At 58.6% G+C, this 17,854-nt stretch carries 12 protein-coding genes; 6 read left to right on the top strand and 6 right to left on the bottom strand.

The window, feature by feature from the left end; translation table 11 throughout:
* Nucleotides 1-74 precede the first annotated feature (74 nt).
* The gene (gene hemE, locus ALQ04_RS11305) at nt 75-1,139 is read left to right on the top strand and encodes a uroporphyrinogen decarboxylase (RefSeq protein ID WP_122315848.1); all 1,065 of its coding nucleotides are present in this window, start codon (nt 75-77) and stop codon (nt 1,137-1,139) included.
* Between the two features lie 85 nt (nt 1,140-1,224).
* Here hemE and ALQ04_RS11300 read toward each other — a convergent pair whose 3' ends face one another.
* Nucleotides 1,225-2,493 (bottom strand): MFS transporter, encoded by a 1,269-nt coding sequence (locus tag ALQ04_RS11300; protein ID WP_259644989.1) that lies wholly within the window; start codon nt 2,491-2,493, stop codon nt 1,225-1,227.
* Between the two features lie 117 nt (nt 2,494-2,610).
* Here ALQ04_RS11300 and ALQ04_RS11295 point away from each other — a divergent pair, with 117 nt between their 5' ends.
* A complete protein-coding gene (locus ALQ04_RS11295; protein WP_122315847.1) occupies nt 2,611-3,522 on the top strand; it encodes a LysR family transcriptional regulator in 912 nt (303 codons plus the stop codon).
* 112 nt (nt 3,523-3,634) lie between these two features.
* Complete coding sequence (locus ALQ04_RS11290) at nt 3,635-4,414, top strand: ParA family protein (RefSeq protein ID WP_122315846.1); 780 nt, start codon at nt 3,635-3,637, stop codon at nt 4,412-4,414.
* Between the two features lie 42 nt (nt 4,415-4,456).
* On the opposite strand, the gene ALQ04_RS11285 is transcribed toward ALQ04_RS11290, so the two are convergent.
* Complete coding sequence (locus ALQ04_RS11285) at nt 4,457-4,852, bottom strand: PAAR domain-containing protein (RefSeq protein ID WP_122315845.1); 396 nt, start codon at nt 4,850-4,852, stop codon at nt 4,457-4,459.
* Between the two features lie 257 nt (nt 4,853-5,109).
* Between ALQ04_RS11285 and ALQ04_RS11280 the strand changes: the two genes are divergently transcribed.
* Complete coding sequence (locus ALQ04_RS11280) at nt 5,110-5,556, top strand: hypothetical protein (protein WP_122315844.1); 447 nt, start codon at nt 5,110-5,112, stop codon at nt 5,554-5,556.
* Between the two features lie 94 nt (nt 5,557-5,650).
* Nucleotides 5,651-6,469, top strand: a complete 819-nt coding sequence (locus tag ALQ04_RS26735) for a hypothetical protein (RefSeq protein ID WP_147466585.1) — start codon at nt 5,651-5,653, stop codon at nt 6,467-6,469.
* Here ALQ04_RS26735 and selO read toward each other — a convergent pair.
* From selO to ALQ04_RS11260, 3 genes are read right to left on the bottom strand one after another with little or no spacing between them, the layout of a single operon-like run.
* Nucleotides 6,453-7,916, bottom strand: coding sequence for a protein adenylyltransferase SelO (gene selO / locus ALQ04_RS11270; RefSeq protein ID WP_122315843.1), 1,464 nt, complete (start codon nt 7,914-7,916; stop codon nt 6,453-6,455). The two genes, ALQ04_RS26735 and selO, sit on opposite strands and share 17 nt — an antisense overlap.
* Before the next feature lie 48 nt (nt 7,917-7,964).
* Entirely contained in the window at nt 7,965-11,351 is a 3,387-nt protein-coding gene (gene mscK, locus ALQ04_RS11265; RefSeq protein WP_122315842.1) for a mechanosensitive channel MscK, read from the bottom strand.
* 38 nt (nt 11,352-11,389) lie between these two features.
* Nucleotides 11,390-13,132, bottom strand: a complete 1,743-nt coding sequence (locus ALQ04_RS11260; RefSeq protein WP_122315841.1) for a potassium/proton antiporter — start codon at nt 13,130-13,132, stop codon at nt 11,390-11,392.
* 228 nt (nt 13,133-13,360) lie between these two features.
* On the opposite strand from ALQ04_RS11260, the gene ALQ04_RS11255 reads away from it, so the two are divergent.
* The gene (locus ALQ04_RS11255; protein ID WP_122315840.1) at nt 13,361-15,928 is read left to right on the top strand and encodes a dermonecrotic toxin domain-containing protein; all 2,568 of its coding nucleotides are present in this window, start codon (nt 13,361-13,363) and stop codon (nt 15,926-15,928) included.
* Here the strand turns inward: ALQ04_RS11255 and ALQ04_RS11250 are convergent, their stop codons facing one another.
* Nucleotides 15,929-17,731, bottom strand: a complete 1,803-nt coding sequence (locus ALQ04_RS11250) for an acyl-CoA dehydrogenase (protein WP_122315839.1) — start codon at nt 17,729-17,731, stop codon at nt 15,929-15,931.
* Nucleotides 17,732-17,854: the final 123 nt, after the last annotated feature.

Below are 17,854 nucleotides of genomic sequence, written 5' to 3'. Positions count from 1 at the left end.
AAAGAAACGGCTCTTGCCGTGCCTTTTGTGTCCGCGTCTGAGAAAATGCCCGCACTTTTTTTGCGGATGCCGACATGACTGCCCTGAAGAACGACCGTTTCCTTCGTGCCCTGCTCAAGCAACCCGTAGACGTCACGCCTGTGTGGATGATGCGTCAGGCCGGTCGCTACCTGCCCGAATACCGCGCCAGCCGTGCCAAGGCGGGCGACTTCATGAGTTTGTGCAAGAACGCCGAGTTCGCCTGTGAAGTCACGTTGCAGCCGCTGGATCGCTATCCGCTGGATGCCGCGATTCTGTTCTCCGACATCCTGACCATCCCCGATGCCATGGGCCTGGGCCTGTATTTCGAGACCGGCGAAGGTCCGCGCTTCAAGAAAACCGTCAGTACCCTGGCCGACATCGAAGCCTTGCCGATTCCCGATGCACAGCAGGATCTGGGCTATGTGATGAATGCGGTCAGCACCATTCGTCGTGAGCTCAACGGGCGCGTACCGTTGATCGGCTTCTCCGGCAGCCCATGGACGCTGGCCACTTACATGGTCGAAGGCGGTTCGTCGAAAGACTTCCGCAAGTCCAAAGCCATGCTCTACGAAAACCCGCAAGCCATGCACCTGCTGCTCGACAAACTGGCGCAGTCGGTGACGACGTACCTCAACGGCCAGATTCTGGCGGGCGCCCAGGCGGTGCAGATCTTCGATAGCTGGGGCGGCAGCCTGTCCGCAGCGGCTTATCAGGAATTCTCGCTGGCCTACATGCGCAAGATCGTCAGCGGCCTGATCCGCGAACACGACGGCCGCAAGGTGCCGGTCATCCTGTTCACCAAGGGTGGCGGCCTGTGGCTGGAAAGCATCGCGGACGCCGGGGCCGATGCCTTGGGTCTGGACTGGACCTGCGACCTCGGCCAGGCCCGCCAGCGTGTCGGCAACAAGGTTGCGCTGCAAGGCAACATGGACCCGACCGTGCTCTATGCCCGCCCGGAAGCCATTCGCCAGGAAGTCGCACGCATCCTGGCCAGCTACGGCAGCGGCACCGGCCACGTCTTCAACCTCGGCCACGGCATCACCCCGGAAGTCGACCCGGCCAATGCGGGTGCTTTCATCGAAGCGGTGCATGAGTTGTCGGCGCAGTATCACCAGTAACTGGATTGGTAAGCGCTGTTATGAAAACGCCCGGTATTTTGCCGGGTGTTTTTTATTGGGAAATGCTCACTTGACCAGTCTGTCTCTAGACCTTTGCCGCCAATGGCTGCAACTTCGACAGCTGTAACGCCACGGCCAGTGCCACCAGCAATAACAGGCCGATGAACAGCCCGATGCCGTTCCAGCCGGCGTAATGCCAGAACACTCCGCCTCCGGTTCCGGCAACGCTTGAGCCTGCGTAGTAGCAGAACAGGTACAGCGATGTGGCCTGGCCTCTGGCCTTGACGGCCCGGCGGCCGACCCAGCTACTGGCGAGCGAGTGAGCGCCGAAGAAGCCGAAGGTGAAGATCAATACGCCAACAATGACCACCGCCAGTGGCGAAAACAGGGTCAGTAGCAGGCCGATCAGCATCATCAGGATGATGGCCCACAGCACTTTGCGCCTTCCCAGCCGGTCACCCAGCGAGCCGATCTTAGCCGAGCTGTAGATACCCGACAGATACACCACCGAGAACACGCCGACGACTGCCTGGCTGAGGTTGTAGGGTTCGCTCAGCAGGCGATAGCCGATGTAGTTGAACAGGGTGACGAACGCGCCCATCAGCAGGAAGGCGAGCAGGAACAGCAGCGGCAGCCCTGCATCGCGAAATTGCAGGACGAAACCATCCAGCAGGCTGCGCGGGTGCAGCGAGCGGGGCTGGAAGTTGCGTGATTCGGGCAGGATTCGCCAGAACACGGCGGCTGCCACGAGGGCCAGTCCGCCGACCACCAGCATTGCGCTATGCCAGCTTACGTAATCGATCATCACCCCGGTAATCAGCCGTCCGCTCATGCCGCCGACTGCGCTGCCGCCAATATAAAGCCCCATGGCCAGGCCGAGGTGCATCGGGTGGATTTCTTCGCTGAGGTAGGTCATCGCCACCGCGGCCAGCCCGCTCAGCGACAGACCTACCAGCGCCCGGGTGACCAATACGCCTTGCCAACTGGGCATCAGCGCACTGGCAATGGTGAAGATCGCTGCGCAGAACAACGCCAACACCATTACCGACTTGCGTCCCAGCCGGTCTGAAATCGGTCCGGTGATCAACAGACCGAGGGCAAGCATGGCCGTGGCCACTGACAGGATCAGGCTGCTTTGTGCCGCGTTGATCGAGAACTCCCGGGACAGCAGCGGCATCATCGGCTGCACGCAGTACAGCAGGGCGAAGGTCGCGAAGCCACCGGCGAACAGTGCCAATACCGTCCTTGTGAAAGCAGGGGTGTTCTTCTCGATATAGCGGTCACCTGCCGGAACCGTCGCTTCGACGGCCAGAGGCTGCGGTTCAGTGGAAAGCGGAGCAACGACAGGGTTCACGATGACCTCGGGGCACGGCGGCAGGCATGTAATGAAAAAAGCATATAGCGCTTGAATCATTCCATCCAATATATTGTTCGACCTGTTTGATATGTAAAACGACTTAATGGAGGCTTCATGGAATTGCGCCATCTGCGTTACTTCATTGCGGTTGCCGAAGAGCTGCATTTCGGGCGCGCCGCGCAGTCGCTGGGGATTTCCCAGCCACCGCTGAGCCAGCAGATCCAGATGCTGGAGCATGAACTGGGCGCGCGTCTGTTCGACCGTACCAACCGGCGTGTCGAACTGAGTGAAGCCGGCAGGCTGTTTCTCGAAGAGGCGCGGGCTGTGCTGGCGCAGGTCGACAAGGCCGCTGATGTGGCGCGGCGAGCCCAGTTGGGTGAACTTGGGGAATTGAAAATCGGCTTCACCGCGTCGGCGCCTTTCACTTCCAGCATCCCGCAGGCGATTTTCGCCTTTCGCCAGACTTATCCAGACGTGCATCTGGCCCTGAAGGAAATGACCAGCAAGGACGTGGCTGAACGCCTGGAAGAAAAGTCGATACAGGTCGGCATCATGCGCCCGTTGGCACTGCCGGACTCGCTGGTGTCCTTCGAGTTGTTGCGCGAGCCGCTGGTCGCGATTCTGCGCTCTGATCATCCCTTGGCGCTGGGCAGTGAGCAGGGTCTGTACATGTCGGCGCTGGCCGCCGAGCCGTTCGTATTCTTCCCGCGCTCCTATGGCAGCGGCTTGTACGCCCAGATACTGGATCTGGCCCGAGAGGCCGGGTTCAGTCCGTTGATTACCCAGGAAGCAGGCGAGGTGATGACCATCATCGGGCTGGTGGCTGCAGGTCTTGGCGTGACAGTGCTACCGGCTTCCTACCAGCGGATGCGGATCGAGGGAGTGGTCTATCGCACCTTGCTCGACCCTGCAGCCACCAGTGCCGTGTGGCTGGTGCAGAGAAAGGACGAGCAGTCACCGATGGCCAAGGCGTTTTATGAGCTGGTGACTGGCGGTACGAGGTTCAGCTCGACCAATGAAGTATGAGCTTTTGTGTCGATAAGCTCGCCGTTGTCATATGTATTGCCTAGACTCGGACCTCTTGCAGGCTTTTTATCGGTCTTGCAGGTTGTTTCTTCACTCAGCAAGGAGTCATTGCATGCGTCGCGTGGTGTTCAATCAAAAGGGCGGTGTCGGCAAGTCCAGCATCGCCTGCAATCTGGCTGCTGTCAGCGCTAGCGAAGGTTATCGAACACTGTTGATTGATCTGGATGCACAGGCTAACTCGACCCAGTACCTCACCGGCCTTACCGGCAATGACATTCCCATGGGGATTGCCGAGTTCTTCAAGCAGACCCTTTCCTCCACGCCGTTTGGCAAGAAGAACCGCGTCGATATCTATGAAACGCCTTACGACAACCTGCACGTTGTGACCGCCACTGCAGAACTGGCCGATCTTCAGCCAAAGCTTGAAGCCAAGCACAAGATCAACAAGCTGCGAAAACTGCTGGACGAGCTGAGCGAGGATTACGAGCGTATTTATCTGGATACGCCGCCAGCACTGAATTTCTATGCGGTATCGGCACTGATCGCCTCTGATCGGGTATTGATCCCGTTTGACTGCGACAGTTTTTCGCGTCAGGCCCTTTATGGTCTGCTGCAAGAGGTTGAAGAGCTCAAGGAAGATCACAACGAGGAGCTTGAGGTTGAAGGCATTATCGTCAACCAGTTTCAGTCCCGGGCCAGCTTGCCGCAGCAGATGCTGGACGAGTTGATTGCCGAAGGATTGCCGGTCCTGCCGGTCTACCTCAATGCCTCGGTGAAGATGCGCGAATCGCATCATGCAAGCATCCCTCTGATTCATTTCGATCCTCGTCACAAGCTGACTCAGCAATTTGTCGAGCTGCATCACTGGCTGGAAACCAGGGCACAGGCTTGAGGGCTGAGCGAAGCGGGGCGCAATGCCCCGCTCTGACAGGTATCACTCGTTAGTCTTGAAGAGTGGCGAATCAAAGGTGCCGGCCTTGATCGAACTGGTTATCCGTTCGACGGTGGAGAGGGCCTTTTTGACCATTTCGTCCGGAATGGTGATGGTCGCTTCCATGTCAGCCCTGGAGTGCTCCTGGGAAGCAGCCAGCCGGTTGCTGCCGGTGGGACATCCGCACTTTACCTGGTGCCCGTGCGTGGCAACGGCCACACAGCCATTGATATAGGTCGGGTTGCCCTCGGCGATGTAGCCCACGCTCTTGCACGCCGGACACCATACCGGATCACCCATGCGAGCCACCCTGCGCTGATCTATCAATTCTGTTGCAGATGCTGACAGCACAAAGCCGCCGGTAGTGGTTGGATCGCCTTCCTTGACTACAAATGGCATGAGCATGCCTCCTTGGTGTTTTGGAAAGTACAGATGTTAGATGGAAAGCTTCATCTCAGGGGTGGTTAACTTATATTAAGGAAGAGTCCTACAAAAGAATCGGCAAATACTGTTGCGGGTTACCGAATGGATGCGCTCCTGCGAGTGGTAGTTGAAGGTTGTCAACTATCCTTTCGGGTTGCCCGTTTGGGGAGTTGAGTGGGTTGATTTATCTCTATAGCCTTTTTTGTCATGAACAACAAAAAAGGTATTCGGATATGTACGTTTTAAAAGAATTCAGGCTGGTCGTGGCTGTTGCTGCGCTTGTTGGGTCAGGTGTGGTTCAGGCAGGGCCGCAGGTGACGGTTGTTTTCAAGAATAATGGTTCTGCGGAAGCTGTATATAGTCCGGTGGACAGTAATGAGGCACTGACCAGGACTTTTGCTGTGAAAGTGCCGAATGACAGTGTCTCTGCAGGTAGTGTAGATACATATGTTATTAAAGGACGTCTTTCTCCGTATGCCAGCCACGCTTTTGTCCGTTACAGCAGCGGGAATAAGGTCTGCAAGTTCAAATCTACTTACGTGATGACGGCTACCCGCTCCGTCAAGGTGCCGAAATGGATCAAGGAGGCGACAGCGAGTGGTGGTGCGCGCTGTGATGCCAGAATTAACTCTGTCAATAACGCTACTCATGAATGGATTGTCGAATTCGTCATGAGTTAAAGAGTGCTGGTTGTTAGCTATGGGTTGGCGGTACTGGAAATAAGAATTTATTTTCAGTGCGGCTGACTTTTTATAGATGTTGGTAGGAGGTTTTATGATAAAAGCTATCGAAGTTAAAACTGTCTCCTTGCCTGTTACTTCGACGCCTGCAATGACAGTTGTTGTGGATGCAATAGAGAATATCTCTGCTGTCTCATCCGATACAGCCACGGTATCGCCACTCTCTCGTCAGCTAAGCGAGTGTGCTGCACGGGCGCAAGTGCGTGACCAATCACTTGGTCGCCAGGAGTTGGGGCATCTGGCGCAAAGATTAAAGGCTCAATTCGATACTGTGCCTTATACGCAGAGTAATGCCAGGCATGTTTTGCCAGACACCAGAGTCACAGACAGCGATTTGATAGAGCGAGATCGTCAAGCGGTGGAATATATCATCCGCGATGTGCAACGTGATCCGGGCGCCAGAAACCCTTTTGCCGGTTTGTCCTATGAACAGTTGACTTTGATTGCTTACGATCAAGGTGACACCTTCACTTTGAATGAAAGGCATGCGGCCTCTCGGGCAGCATGGAAATTTGAGGAGAGGTGGCACATGGGAATTGGCTGCGCAAGCCAACAGGGAGCCTTCATCCAGGAGCCCCAGGTTTTTTATGCCGAGCATCTGGCCCATTACCGGGGGCTGCCCCTGATTGAGCAAGCCCAGTATCCGCAAGGTTATGAAGCCAAAGTCGAAGGCTGGATGATCGAAGCTGCCAGTGCAGGCAGCCTCAAGAAAAGTGATCGATTACTGTCCTTGTTCGAGATCCTGGCAGGCGCCATTCCAGGCAAGGACGACAAGCAAGAAGAGAAGGCACCGTCAGCCGAAAGCTCCGACGCTCCAGCGCCTGGCAACCCGGTAATCAAGACGAGCAACTGATCTCCAGGTGCTTGCCCCAATCCGGTGGGCGTTGTGCGTAGTCAGTCATGCCGGGTTGTTCTGTAAAGGGTTTGCAGAGCACTTCATGCAGGCGTCGGACTTCGCTGTAGTCGCCTTTTTCTGCCGCGGCAATGGCGTTCTGCGCCAGATAGTTGCGCAGGATATAGAGCGGATTGACGGCGTGCATGCGCGCCTGGCGCTGCTGCTCGGTGCCGCTGTCTTGTCGCTCATGACGGGCCTGATAGCTTTCGGCCCAACTGTCGAAGCCCTTGATGTCGACAAAGTCGTCACGCAGCTTGCGCAGCGCATCGACAGCCGGTTCGTCTCCCAGGCGGCGAAAGAACAAGGTGTAATCGACGCCGCTGTTCTGCATCAGTTGCAGGAGGCGGCCTATCAGTTTGTCATCCTCGTCTTCGGCGCTGGTCAGGCCCAGTCGACGGCGCATGAGGTCCAGGTAGTGTGCCTGATAGATCGGCAGGAACAGGCCGATGGTTTCGCGCAAGGCTTCGACGCTGATGAAGGGCGTGAGTGCCTGGGCCAGGGCGCTGAGGTTCCATTGCGCGATGGGCACCTGGTTGCTGAAGGAGTAACGGCCTTCATGGTCGGAATGGTTACAGATGAAGTGTTCGTCGAAGTCGTCGAGGAAGGCGAAGGGACCGAAGTCGAAGGTGATGCCCATAATCGACATGTTGTCAGTGTTCATCACGCCATGGCAGAAGCCGTAAGCCTGCCACTTGGCAACCAGTTCGGCGTTGCGCTCGACGATTTCCCGGAACATCGCCAGATGCGGCTCCGGCTGTTCCAGGCACTCTGGATAGTGCAGGGCCAATACATGCCCAACCAGTTCTTTCAAGTGTTCTGGCTGCTTGGTGTAGTAGAAGTATTCAAGGCTGCCGAAGCGGATATGGCTGTGCGCCAGGCGCAGGACCATGGCGGCGTGTTCCTGGGTTTCGCGCCATACCGGAGTGCTGGAGCCCACTACGCAGGCGGCACGGCTGGTGGGGATGCCCAGGGCGTGCAAGGCTTCCGAGGCAAGGAACTCCCGGATCGAAGAGCGCAGTACGGCGCGCCCGTCGCCCATGCGTGAATAAGGTGTCCGCCCGGCGCCCTTGAGATGCAGGTCCCAATGTTCGCCGGAGTCGTTGTACACCTCGCCCAGCAACAGTCCCCGTCCGTCGCCCAGTCTGGGGTTGTAAGAGCCGAACTGATGACCGGAATAGACCATGGCCCGTGGATCGGCATCGCTCCACAGCTTGTGGCCGCTGAAAATCTCCGCGAATAACGGGAGTTCGGCCTGGGACGGGGCGAGATCGAGCAAGGCCAGAGCCGACTCGCTGGCGACTACCAGGCGTGGTTCGGCGATGGGCTCAGGCAGGACCGTAGTGGAGAATGCATCGCCCAGCCGGGCGAAGCGATTGTCGAAGGTCAGTTCGTCGAGGGCTTTCAAGGGCCATCTCCAGCAGAATGTCCGAGCATTCTGCTGGGATTAGCCGTGTCAGTCGAGCTTGAGTTCAGGCGGCTCGGGTGCATCCTTGGGTGCCGGTTTGACTTTGGTCGTGACAGGCGGTGTGTCGGACTCGGCGGGCCGGATGGTCTTGTCGGTGTTTTCGATGGGTACCATCTTGTATTCCTGACCGTGGAGATTCTTGAGATAGACCTCCATCTGGCGGAACGAGATGTTGATTTTCTGCTTCTTGAACTCGCGGTTGATGAAGCGGTTGATCTCGTCGAGTACCGGGTTGCGGTCGCCCAGATCGCGGACATGCATGCGCAGTTCGTGGTCCAGGGTGCTTTCACCGAAGTTCAGGAAATAGACGATCGGTTCCGGTTCCTTCAGGACCCGAGGGTTGTCCCGCGCTGCCTGGAGCAGCAGAGTGCGCACCAGATCCAGGTCCGAACCGTAATCCACGCCCAGTTTGAGGGTGACGCGGGTGATGGTGTCGGTCAGCGACCAGTTGATGAGCTGGCCGGTGATGAAGGTCTTGTTCGGGACGATGATGTCCTTGCGGTCGAAGTCGGTAATGGTCGTGGCGCGGATACGGATCTTGCTGACCGTACCCGACAGGTTGCCGATGGTGATGGTGTCGCCGATCCGCACCGGACGCTCGAACAGAATCATGATGCCGGAAATGAAGTTGGCGAAGATTTCCTGCATGCCAAAACCCAGGCCGACCGACAGCGCGGCGACCAGCCATTGCAACTTGTCCCAGCTCACGCCCAGGGTCGAGAGGGTGGACACGAAGCCGATCCCGGCAATTGCGTAGGACAGCAGTGTGGTGGTGGCATAGGCGCTGCCTTGAGCCAGGTTCAGGCGTGACAGCACCAGCACTTCCAGCAGGCCGGGCAGGTTGCCTGCCAGCACGAAGGTGATGCCGATGATCACCAGCGCGCCGATCATGTCGCCGAGGCTGATGGGCACCATGCTGATATTGGCGCCTGTGCCGCTGGTGTATTCGTACAGGGTGATGTTGTCCAGATAGGCGAACACGGTAATCAGGTCTGCCCAGACCAGATACAACCCGCCGATGAAACCGCCCAGCAAGGCCAGGCGAATCAGGCGCAGCGACTGCTGGTTGACCTGTTCGATATCCAGTTTTGGCTCTTCCACCGCCGCTTCGCCGTCGCCGCTGTCGCGGGCGGCCTGGCGCTTGGCCAGTGCTCGCTGGTAAGCCAGACGCCGCGCGGCAACACTCAGGCCGCGGACGAAGGTGGCTTCCACCACCAGCCAGAGCATCAGCAGATACAGGGTGTCGATCAGCCGGTCACTGAGTTTCAGCGCGGTGTAGTAGTAACCGAAGCACACCGCCAGAAACAGCGCGATGGGCAGTGCCGTGAACGCCAGGCCCACGGCCTTGCGGAACAGCGAGGCGTTGTGATGGGTCGGGCTGGAGAGCAGCAGGCGGCTGAGCAGCCACGCCATCAAGGCATAGCAGGTCAGTACTACACCAATGCCCAGCACGTCGTCGGCCAGTGCCGCCGGTTGGTGTTCGGCGACGGCGACCACAGCCACCAGAGCCAGCACCACCAGCCCCAGACGGCGTATCCAGCCGCGCAGGAATTCGACCTGAGCCGTTTCCCAGCGGAAGTGCAGTTGCGCAACGCCAGCCGGCGCCAGCACGCGATAGGCGGTGTAGAACACCAGCCAGGTCAGGGCAATCTGCAGCAGGGCTTCGCCGAGGTTGGCGTTCTGTCCGCGGGCATCGATCTGCAGGGCATAACCGCACAGCGCCAGGCCCAGTGCGACAGGCATGGCCAGCAGCACGTTGATCAGCAGTGCCAGCGGGGTTTTCCACTGGCTATCGCGCTTGAAGTGGCCGATATCGGCGTGCAGCAGGTTCAGCTTCTGATAAAGCGCCTTGCGCCGCCACGTCAGTACACCGATCAGTAACAGCAGCGGCAGGAACAGCAGTGGTCGTTGTGTCAGCCCGTCGGACAGTTCGCTGAGGCTGGACGTCCAGGGCAGTGTGGCGAGCTGCTTTTTCAGGCGCGGCCAAATGTTCTGGAACCACTCCATATCCAGTGGCTTGTTGCTGGGAATCCAGAACATCTGCTCGTCCAGCGTGGCGCGCAGGCTGATGGCAGTGCTGGTCAGCTGTTTCTGGTTCAGTTGCAGGGTGATGGATTCGTTGAGCAGGGCGCTGAGTTCGCGGTTCAGACGCTCCAGCAGGTCGCTGCGGGTGATGGCCAGATCCAGCAGGGTCTTGCGCAGTTGCGCAGTGATGTCTTCGGGCGGTTGGGTCGCCAGCAGTTTTTCGACATAGGCCGAAGGGCTGCTCATCTGCTCGCGCTGCTGATTGATCTCGAACTGGTACAGGCGGATGTTGGCGATTTCGTCTGCCAGCCCCTTGTCCAGTTGCAGATGGGGCAGGGCCTGCTTCTGCTTGTAGAGAATCTTGGACAGCAACAGGCTGCCGCTCAGCACGGTGATCTGCTCGTTCAGGGCTTGATCGGTCTGGGTCAGGTTGTCCAGTTGCTGCTTGGTCTTGAGGTTCTGCTGGGTCAGTTCGTTGAGCCGGTCGGTGCCGCGCAGCAAGTAGTCGGAGAGCTTGAGGTTGGCGGCGCTTTCCGTGGCCAGCAGACTGCTGCTGCCTGCCTTCTGTGCTTCCAGCGACAGCTCGGCCACGGTCTTCTGCGACTGGGCGCGGCGCTTGTCGTTGATCAGGGTCTGCAGGTCCTGAATTTCCTGCTCCTGGCGGGTCACTTTCTCGGTCAGCAGGTCATGCTGGCTGTTACCCAGGTCCTGAAGCTGGCTGTTGCCGGCCAGTTCCTGGCGACGCAGCAGGTTCAGGGCATTGATCGAGGCCAGTTCGGCATTGAGCATGTTGCGCTGGTCGGCGCTGAGCGGCTTGCCGTTGTCCTTGCCCAGCTTGAGCGTGGCATTGATCTGCTGGATGCGGGTCTGGTTGGCGCTGATTTCCGCCTGGGCTCTTTCCGGACGTGTCTGGGCCGTAATCGTCAGGCTGTTGGCATCGTTCAGGGCTTTCTGCAGATCGCTTTGCTGGGTGCTGCGCTGACTGAGCATCTGCTCCAGTTGCGGCACATCGAGGCTGCCGTAGCGCTGGGCAACCGGGATGACCCTGCTTTCCTTCAAGCGGGTCAGTTCGCGCTGATTGTCAGTGGTCTGCTTGGGGGCCTGGTTCAGTTGCTGCTTGAGGGCAGCCAGTTTCTGCTGGCTGTCCTGTTGGCTGGCAAGAAAATCCAGGGTCTGTTCGAGCACTTGCTGCAGCGCTTTCTGATCGGCTTCCGGCAATTTGCGGTCGGCGATCTTGTCCAGGCTTTGCTGCACGGCTTCGCTGGTTGGCGGATCGGCCGCCAGCGCCGGAAAGGTGGAAAGGCACAGCCCAAGCAAAGTGACAGCAAGAAAAGCACGCAGGGAAAACATAGACACCGGTCGCTTGATAAAACGAGTGGATTGGCAGTTTAAAGGAACAATCCGGGACCCGGGCGGCTTCCTTCGGGGAATCTGACGCCGACTTTGAGGATCTTGTTCCCCTCCATCACCGCAACAGTCCAAATAGTTCCATTCCATTCGATCTGGTCGCCGACCACTGGCTCGCCGCGGTTCTTCTGGATGATGAACTGGCTGAGCGGCATGTTGGTGTCCAGACCGTCGAGCTTGAGGCCGTACAGCGCCGCGACGGCACCCAGTTGCGCATCGCCTTCGAGAACGAAATCGCCGAAGAAACGCAGGTCCAGACCGCGTTGCGGTGCCTGGCTGAACAGCTTGCCCAGCGCCGGAAGATCATGTTCGTGGCCGATTACACACAGCAGGTCGCCGACTTCCAGGGTGGTACTGCCGGAAGGGTGAAGCAATTGCTGGCCCCGGAACAGCGCCGCAATCCGCGTGCCTTCGGGCATTTTCAGCTCGCGCAGGGCTGCGCCGATGCACCACTTTTCCGCGCCCAGGCGATAGACGAACAGCTCCCATTCACTGGTGACATGAACTTCCAGGGCCGCTCGGGAAATCGGTGCAGGATCGGGTGGAACCGTTACCTTCAGCAATTTGGCCATCCACGGCAGGCTGGTGCCTTGCAGCAAAAGCGAAACCAGCACGATGAAGAACGCCAGATTGAAGTACAGCTGCGCGTTGGGCAGGCCGGCCATCAGCGGGAACACCGCCAGAATGATCGGCACCGCGCCGCGCAGGCCAACCCAGGCAATGAACGCCTTTTCACGACCATGGAACGCCTTGAACGGCAGCAGGCCGACCATGACCGAAAGAGGCCGCGCCACCAGAATCATCCACAACGCCAGGCCCAGGGCCGGGATTGCGATAGGCAGCAGGTCGTGCGGGGTGACCAGCAGGCCCAGCACCAGAAACATGCCGATCTGTGCCAGCCATGCCATGCCGTCGAGCATGTGCAGAATGCCGTGGCGGCTGCGGATCGGGCGGTTGCCCAGCACCAGACCGCACAGATAGACCGCCAGGAAGCCGCTGCCATGGATGGCGTTGGTCAGGGCAAAGATCGCCAGGCCACCGGCGATGACCAGAATCGGATAAAGGCCAGCGGCCAGATTGATACGGTTGACCAGTTGCAGCATCAGCCAGCCGCCACCCAGGCCGATGAAGCTGCCGATGCCGAACTCCTGAATCAGATGCCCCAGCAAGCCCCAGTGCAGGCCGGTCTGGCCGCTGGCGAGCATGCCGATCAGGGTGACGGTCAGAAACACCGCCATCGGGTCGTTGCTGCCGGATTCGATTTCCAGGCTGGCGGTCACCCGTTCGTTGAGGCCCTTGCCGCCCAGCAGGGAGAACACCGCCGCGGCGTCGGTGGAGCCTACGATCGCGCCGATCAGCAGGCCCTGAATCATGTTCAGGTCGAATAGCCAGGCGGCGACCATGCCGGTCAGTCCGGTGGTAATCAGCACCCCGACGGTGGCCAGCGACAAGGCCGGCCATAACGCTACCCGGAAACTGGCGACCCGCGTACGCAGGCCGCCGTCGAGCAGAATCACTGCCAGTGCCAGGTTGCCGACCAGATACGCCGTGGCATAGTTGTCGAAGATGATCCCGCCGCCATCCACGCCAGCCACCATGCCGACCGCAAGGATGATGACCAGAATCGGAATGCCCAGACGTGAGGACAGAGAACTGACCAGGATGCTTGCGCCCACCAGCAACGCGCCGATAAGGAACAGGCTGTTGATGGTCGTGGCATCCAAGGGCGGTACTCCATATAAAACTAATCAAAAACGGTTAGGGCAAAAACTGACCATGCAGTCTGCGTGCCAAAGGATTTAACCTGTTGAATTGGCTGGCTGTCAAAGCATTGCTGCATGTGACCGGATAATCATGGTCCGCAGGGCTTGATAAGCCCTTAAATAATTAACGTTCCAAAGTGTGCAGAGCTGTTTACGTGCTGACTTTCTCCCATCAAGGAAAAGACAGCCATGCAAAGACTTTCAGCCAATGTCGGTCCGGGTAATACCGCCAATCGCTACATCACCGAAGAGCAATACCTCAAGACCATCGCCCGGCAGTTCATGGAAGACTATCCGGATATCCACAGCCTGGCCTATGCCGAGGCCCGCGCGCTGATATTCAGGCACACCGGCAGATGGCTGAATCCTGACCGCATCTATTGGCATCGTTTCTCCGGAGCGGTGAGCAGCCCGAGGACATTCACCGGCTGGCAGCACTCAGGCCAGCCAGTGGAGTCGATGACCTTTGTCGAGTTGATGATTCATCGCTTCAATGCAACGGATCAGGTTGCCCCCGACGAGTTGCAGGTTTATGGCGGCTTTTACAGCGACGGTCCGCAGCATGATCGGTTCGATGAGCGCAACGAAATCGCCCTGCTGCCGCAACAGGTTCTCGACGATTTCTGGTCGCTGGATTTCAGCTCGGCGTTCATGACCCGGATGGCGAATTTCTGGGATCGCCACAGCGAGCATTTCTGCATTCTGGCCCGCGCCGGTTTTCTCGCTTCGGCGGGGTTGCAGTTACGCAGTGGCGGCTTGAGTCTTGTCCAGTTCGCGATCATCACCGAGGCGATCATTGGCAAGCTGCAACCGGTCATGACCCTGGATACCCTGAGTAACAGCGTCATACCGGGGCCGGGGCTCACGCTGCGAACATTCGATATCGGCGGTTATGTCTGCCCTGAAAGCATTCGCATCGTCGCTAACAACGGCCAGCAGTTTCTCTATCTGCCGGGCAGCGCCAGGGCTTTCCATGTCTTTGCTTCCGAGCAGGAGTTGTATGCCTGGGTGCAGGGCTGTCTGGGCACGGCATCCTCGAAATCCATCTTCAAGAGTCTGTTCCTGCGCTCTGCGACTGCGCGGCAATTGCACGATGGATTCCTCGACGATCATTTTCAGCAAGTACTGGATACGCCCTGGGCGCAGGGGCAGACGCTGGTCAACCAGAATGACAGGGTCATTACCGGTGACGTGTTTGTCTATCTGCGCGGCATTGCCAGACAGCAGATGCAGGAGGATGCGCAGACCTTGCTCACCTCCAATACCAGCCTGCGCAAGCGGATCTGGATCGGCTATCTGAGTGCCTTCATCAATGTCTTCGGTGCGCTGGCCCCGCTGGGATGGCCGATAACCCTGACACTGGTCGGTGCCGGCGTTGCAAATCTGGCACTCAATTTTGATCAGGCTATCCATGACCGGGATCCCCGACAGCGCAAGGCCGGGATTCTCGGAGTCATCGTCAATACGATATTCGTCGCGTTCAATTTGAGCATGCTGGTCGGCCTTGTCAGGGCCGGGAGCCGGCTGGTGGGAGTGAGCAGTTCCGGCCTTCCAGCGGTTTCCAGCGAATCCATTGCCCTGACCGAACTGAATCCCGTGAGTGGTGCCGGACGCATGCGCGGCATCCAGATGCTGACCAATGGCGAAACCTGGATCAGTCTGGATGATCTTCCGCATCGGGTGGTGTTCAGCGATGCGCATGAGTCCTGGATCATCGACGGCCCGGTCGGCAGCGGGGATTCGGGGCGGGCCGTGTTTCTGGATGGCGATGGCCAGTGGAAATGGCGCGAACCCTTGCCAATGCAGCCATTGCCCGGCACCGGGTTGCCCGATGAGACTCAGCCACTGTCCTTCGTGACCATCCGTTCGACATTCTGGGATGCCTTCATGCAATTCAACCTCACCCAGGAAGAACAGCTGTCGCAGATTGGTCTGGTCCGGCAAAGACTGACCATGAACATCCCGGAGGCTGCGCCGAATGGACAGATCATCTCGATGGGAGAGGATATGGATATCTACATTGACGAAGGAGGAGACGTTCACCATGTGTTCAAGAAGGCCGACGGCCAATATGTGGGCGGCCGTATTTCCATGTACTCGGTCATGGATTCGTCTTTCAACGAGTTCCTGCGCTCCGGGGTTTCTCATGGCCCAACCCAGGTGGAACTGATCGAGGAGCTGGCGGACGATCTGCTGGCTGTCGGGGTCAATAACAATGTCACGCTGTATCGCGGTGGCAGCGCGCTGCGCGGTACGTCAGGCCGCTACTTTCGCAGTGGCCGGATCCGGGCCGGGGATGTGCTGGTCAGCACCGACATGATGTCGTTTTCCGAAAATCCTTATATCGCACGGGCTTTTTGCAGCAGTCAGGCGGGAGAGAATTCCGCGAGTTTTGCGGCTAGCGGCGCTTCGCTGACGTTTGACGAATCCTCTGTAGTATTCGAGTTGCCTGCCAGGCATTACTTCGGCGCAACGCCGATTGCCCCTTTTTCCAGGGAGTACGAGGAAGTCGAATCGCTGTTGATGCCGGGCCGCTACTTCCTGATCGATGGAGTTCAGGAAGTCTCGGGGCTCAACTACAGGTTCCTCAAGGTACAGTTGAGCGAGATTCCCCGTCCCAAGATCTGGCATCGGCTTTATGAACTGCGTACCGGCGAGCCTTTCAGTCGCGAGAGCTATGCCGCGAGGCTGGGAGAAGCGGGCAGGCGACTGGTCGACCGCTTCTTCCCTGTGTATCCCGGCGGCTTGAGTTTCTAGTCAAAACCCGCTGTCCTGCATGTTCAGGCAGGTGTCATCGCGGGCTTCGAGAAGAGCCAGTTCATGATGGCAGCCCGGTATTTCCCAGGTCAGGAAATATCGGGCTGCCTGCAGTTTGCCCTGGTAGAAGTCGGTGTCCGCCGGGTTCGCCTTGGCCAGACCCTGTTCGGCGTGTATCGCCTGCTCAAGCCAGCGCCAGCCGATCACGGTGTGGCCGAATACCTTGAGGTAAAGAGCCGAGTTGGCGAGTGCCGTATTGACCTTGCCCTGAGCCAGATCGGTCAGCAGGCCAACGGTCACCGTCTGCAGGTGTGTTACCAGCTTTTCCAGTGGCTGACGCAAGGTCGAGAGGCTGTCGTAGGCACTGGCGCGTCTTGTGGTGTCGGCAATCAGGCGGATCAGTTGCTTGAGCCCGGCACCGTCGTTTTGCGCCAGCTTGCGTCCCAACAGATCCAGAGACTGAATGCCGTGGGTGCCTTCATGGATCGGGTTCAGGCGGTTATCCCGGTAATACTGCTCCACTGGATACTCGCGGGTGTAACCATGGCCGCCGAGAATCTGGATCGCCAGCTCGTTGGCTTTCAGGCAGAACTCCGAAGGCCAGGATTTGACGATGGGCGTCAGCAGATCGAGCAGTTCATGGGCCTGGCGGCGCAGCTCTTCGGTTTCCCCGGTGCGGGTATCGTCGAACAAGCGTGCGCTATACAAACCGAGGTCGAAAGCGCCTTCCACGTAGGCTTTCTGCGTCAGCAGCATGCGCCGGACATCAGCGTGCTGAATGATCGGCACCGGCGCGCTATCGGGCTTTCGGTTATCCGGCAGTCGTCCTTGCGGGCGTTCCCGGGCATAGTTCAGCGAGTACAGGTAACCGGCATAACCGAGCATCACGGCGCCCATGCCAACGCCAATCCGTGCCTCGTTCATCATCTGGAACATATAGCTCAGGCCTTGATGTGGCTGACCGACCAGATAGCCCACACACTGCCCGTTATCGCCGAAATTCAGCGCTGTCGAGGTGGTGCCGCGCCAGCCCATCTTGTGGAACAGCCCGGCCAGGATCACGTCATTGCGCGGGCCGAGCGTGCCGTCTTGATTGACCAGGAATTTGGGCACGATGAACAGCGAAATACCTTTCACACCGGCAGGTGCGTCCGGCAGTTTGGCCAGCACCATGTGCACGATGTTTTCCGATAGCGAGTGATCGCCGCCGGAAATGAAAATCTTGTTGCCGCGCAGGTGATAAGAGCCATCTGCCGCAGGCTCGGCGCGGGTGCGGATATCCGACAGCGACGAACCGGCGTGCGGTTCGGTCAGCGCCATGGTGCCGAAGAAACGGCCTTCGATCATCGGTTGCAGGAAGCGCAGCTTCTGCTCGTCGCTGCCAAAGCTTTCGATCAGGTTGGCCACGCCCATGCTCAGGAAGGGATAAGCCGTGGTGCCCGCATTTGCAGCCTGAAAGTGGGCGAAGCAGGCCTGGGACAGCAAGGTCGGCAATTGCATGCCGCCTTCTGCAAAGTCCCGCGCCGCATTGAGAAACCCCGCTTCCAGAAACGCCTCGACCGCAGGTTTCACCTCGGGGATCAAAATCGCCTCGCCATGCTCATAGCGAGGCTCGTTTTCATCGGCCTTGCGGTTGTGCGGGGCAAAGTATTTTTCGGCAATGGTACGGGCCGTGCCGATGGCCGCATCGAACGTCTCGCGACTGTGCTCGGCAAAACGCTCGCGCCGGATCAGCGCTTCGGCATCCAGCACTTCATACAGCTCGAAAGCCAGATTGCGGGAACTGAGCAGCGTTTCGGACATGATGGTGCACCTTTGCTGGGAGTGGACTCAGTCTAGGCGGCGGAACAAGGGGCAAGGTAGCAATATTGATTAGGGTGATGACTGCTCAATAACCATGCTCGACGATTATGGGCAGGCCGAAGA

This window comes from Pseudomonas cichorii (genome assembly GCF_003700275.1).
Classification (GTDB): domain Bacteria; phylum Pseudomonadota; class Gammaproteobacteria; order Pseudomonadales; family Pseudomonadaceae; genus Aquipseudomonas; species Aquipseudomonas cichorii_B.
The sequence above is the reverse complement of the archived record's forward strand: the minus strand, read 5'-3'. Positions and strand labels throughout refer to the sequence as shown.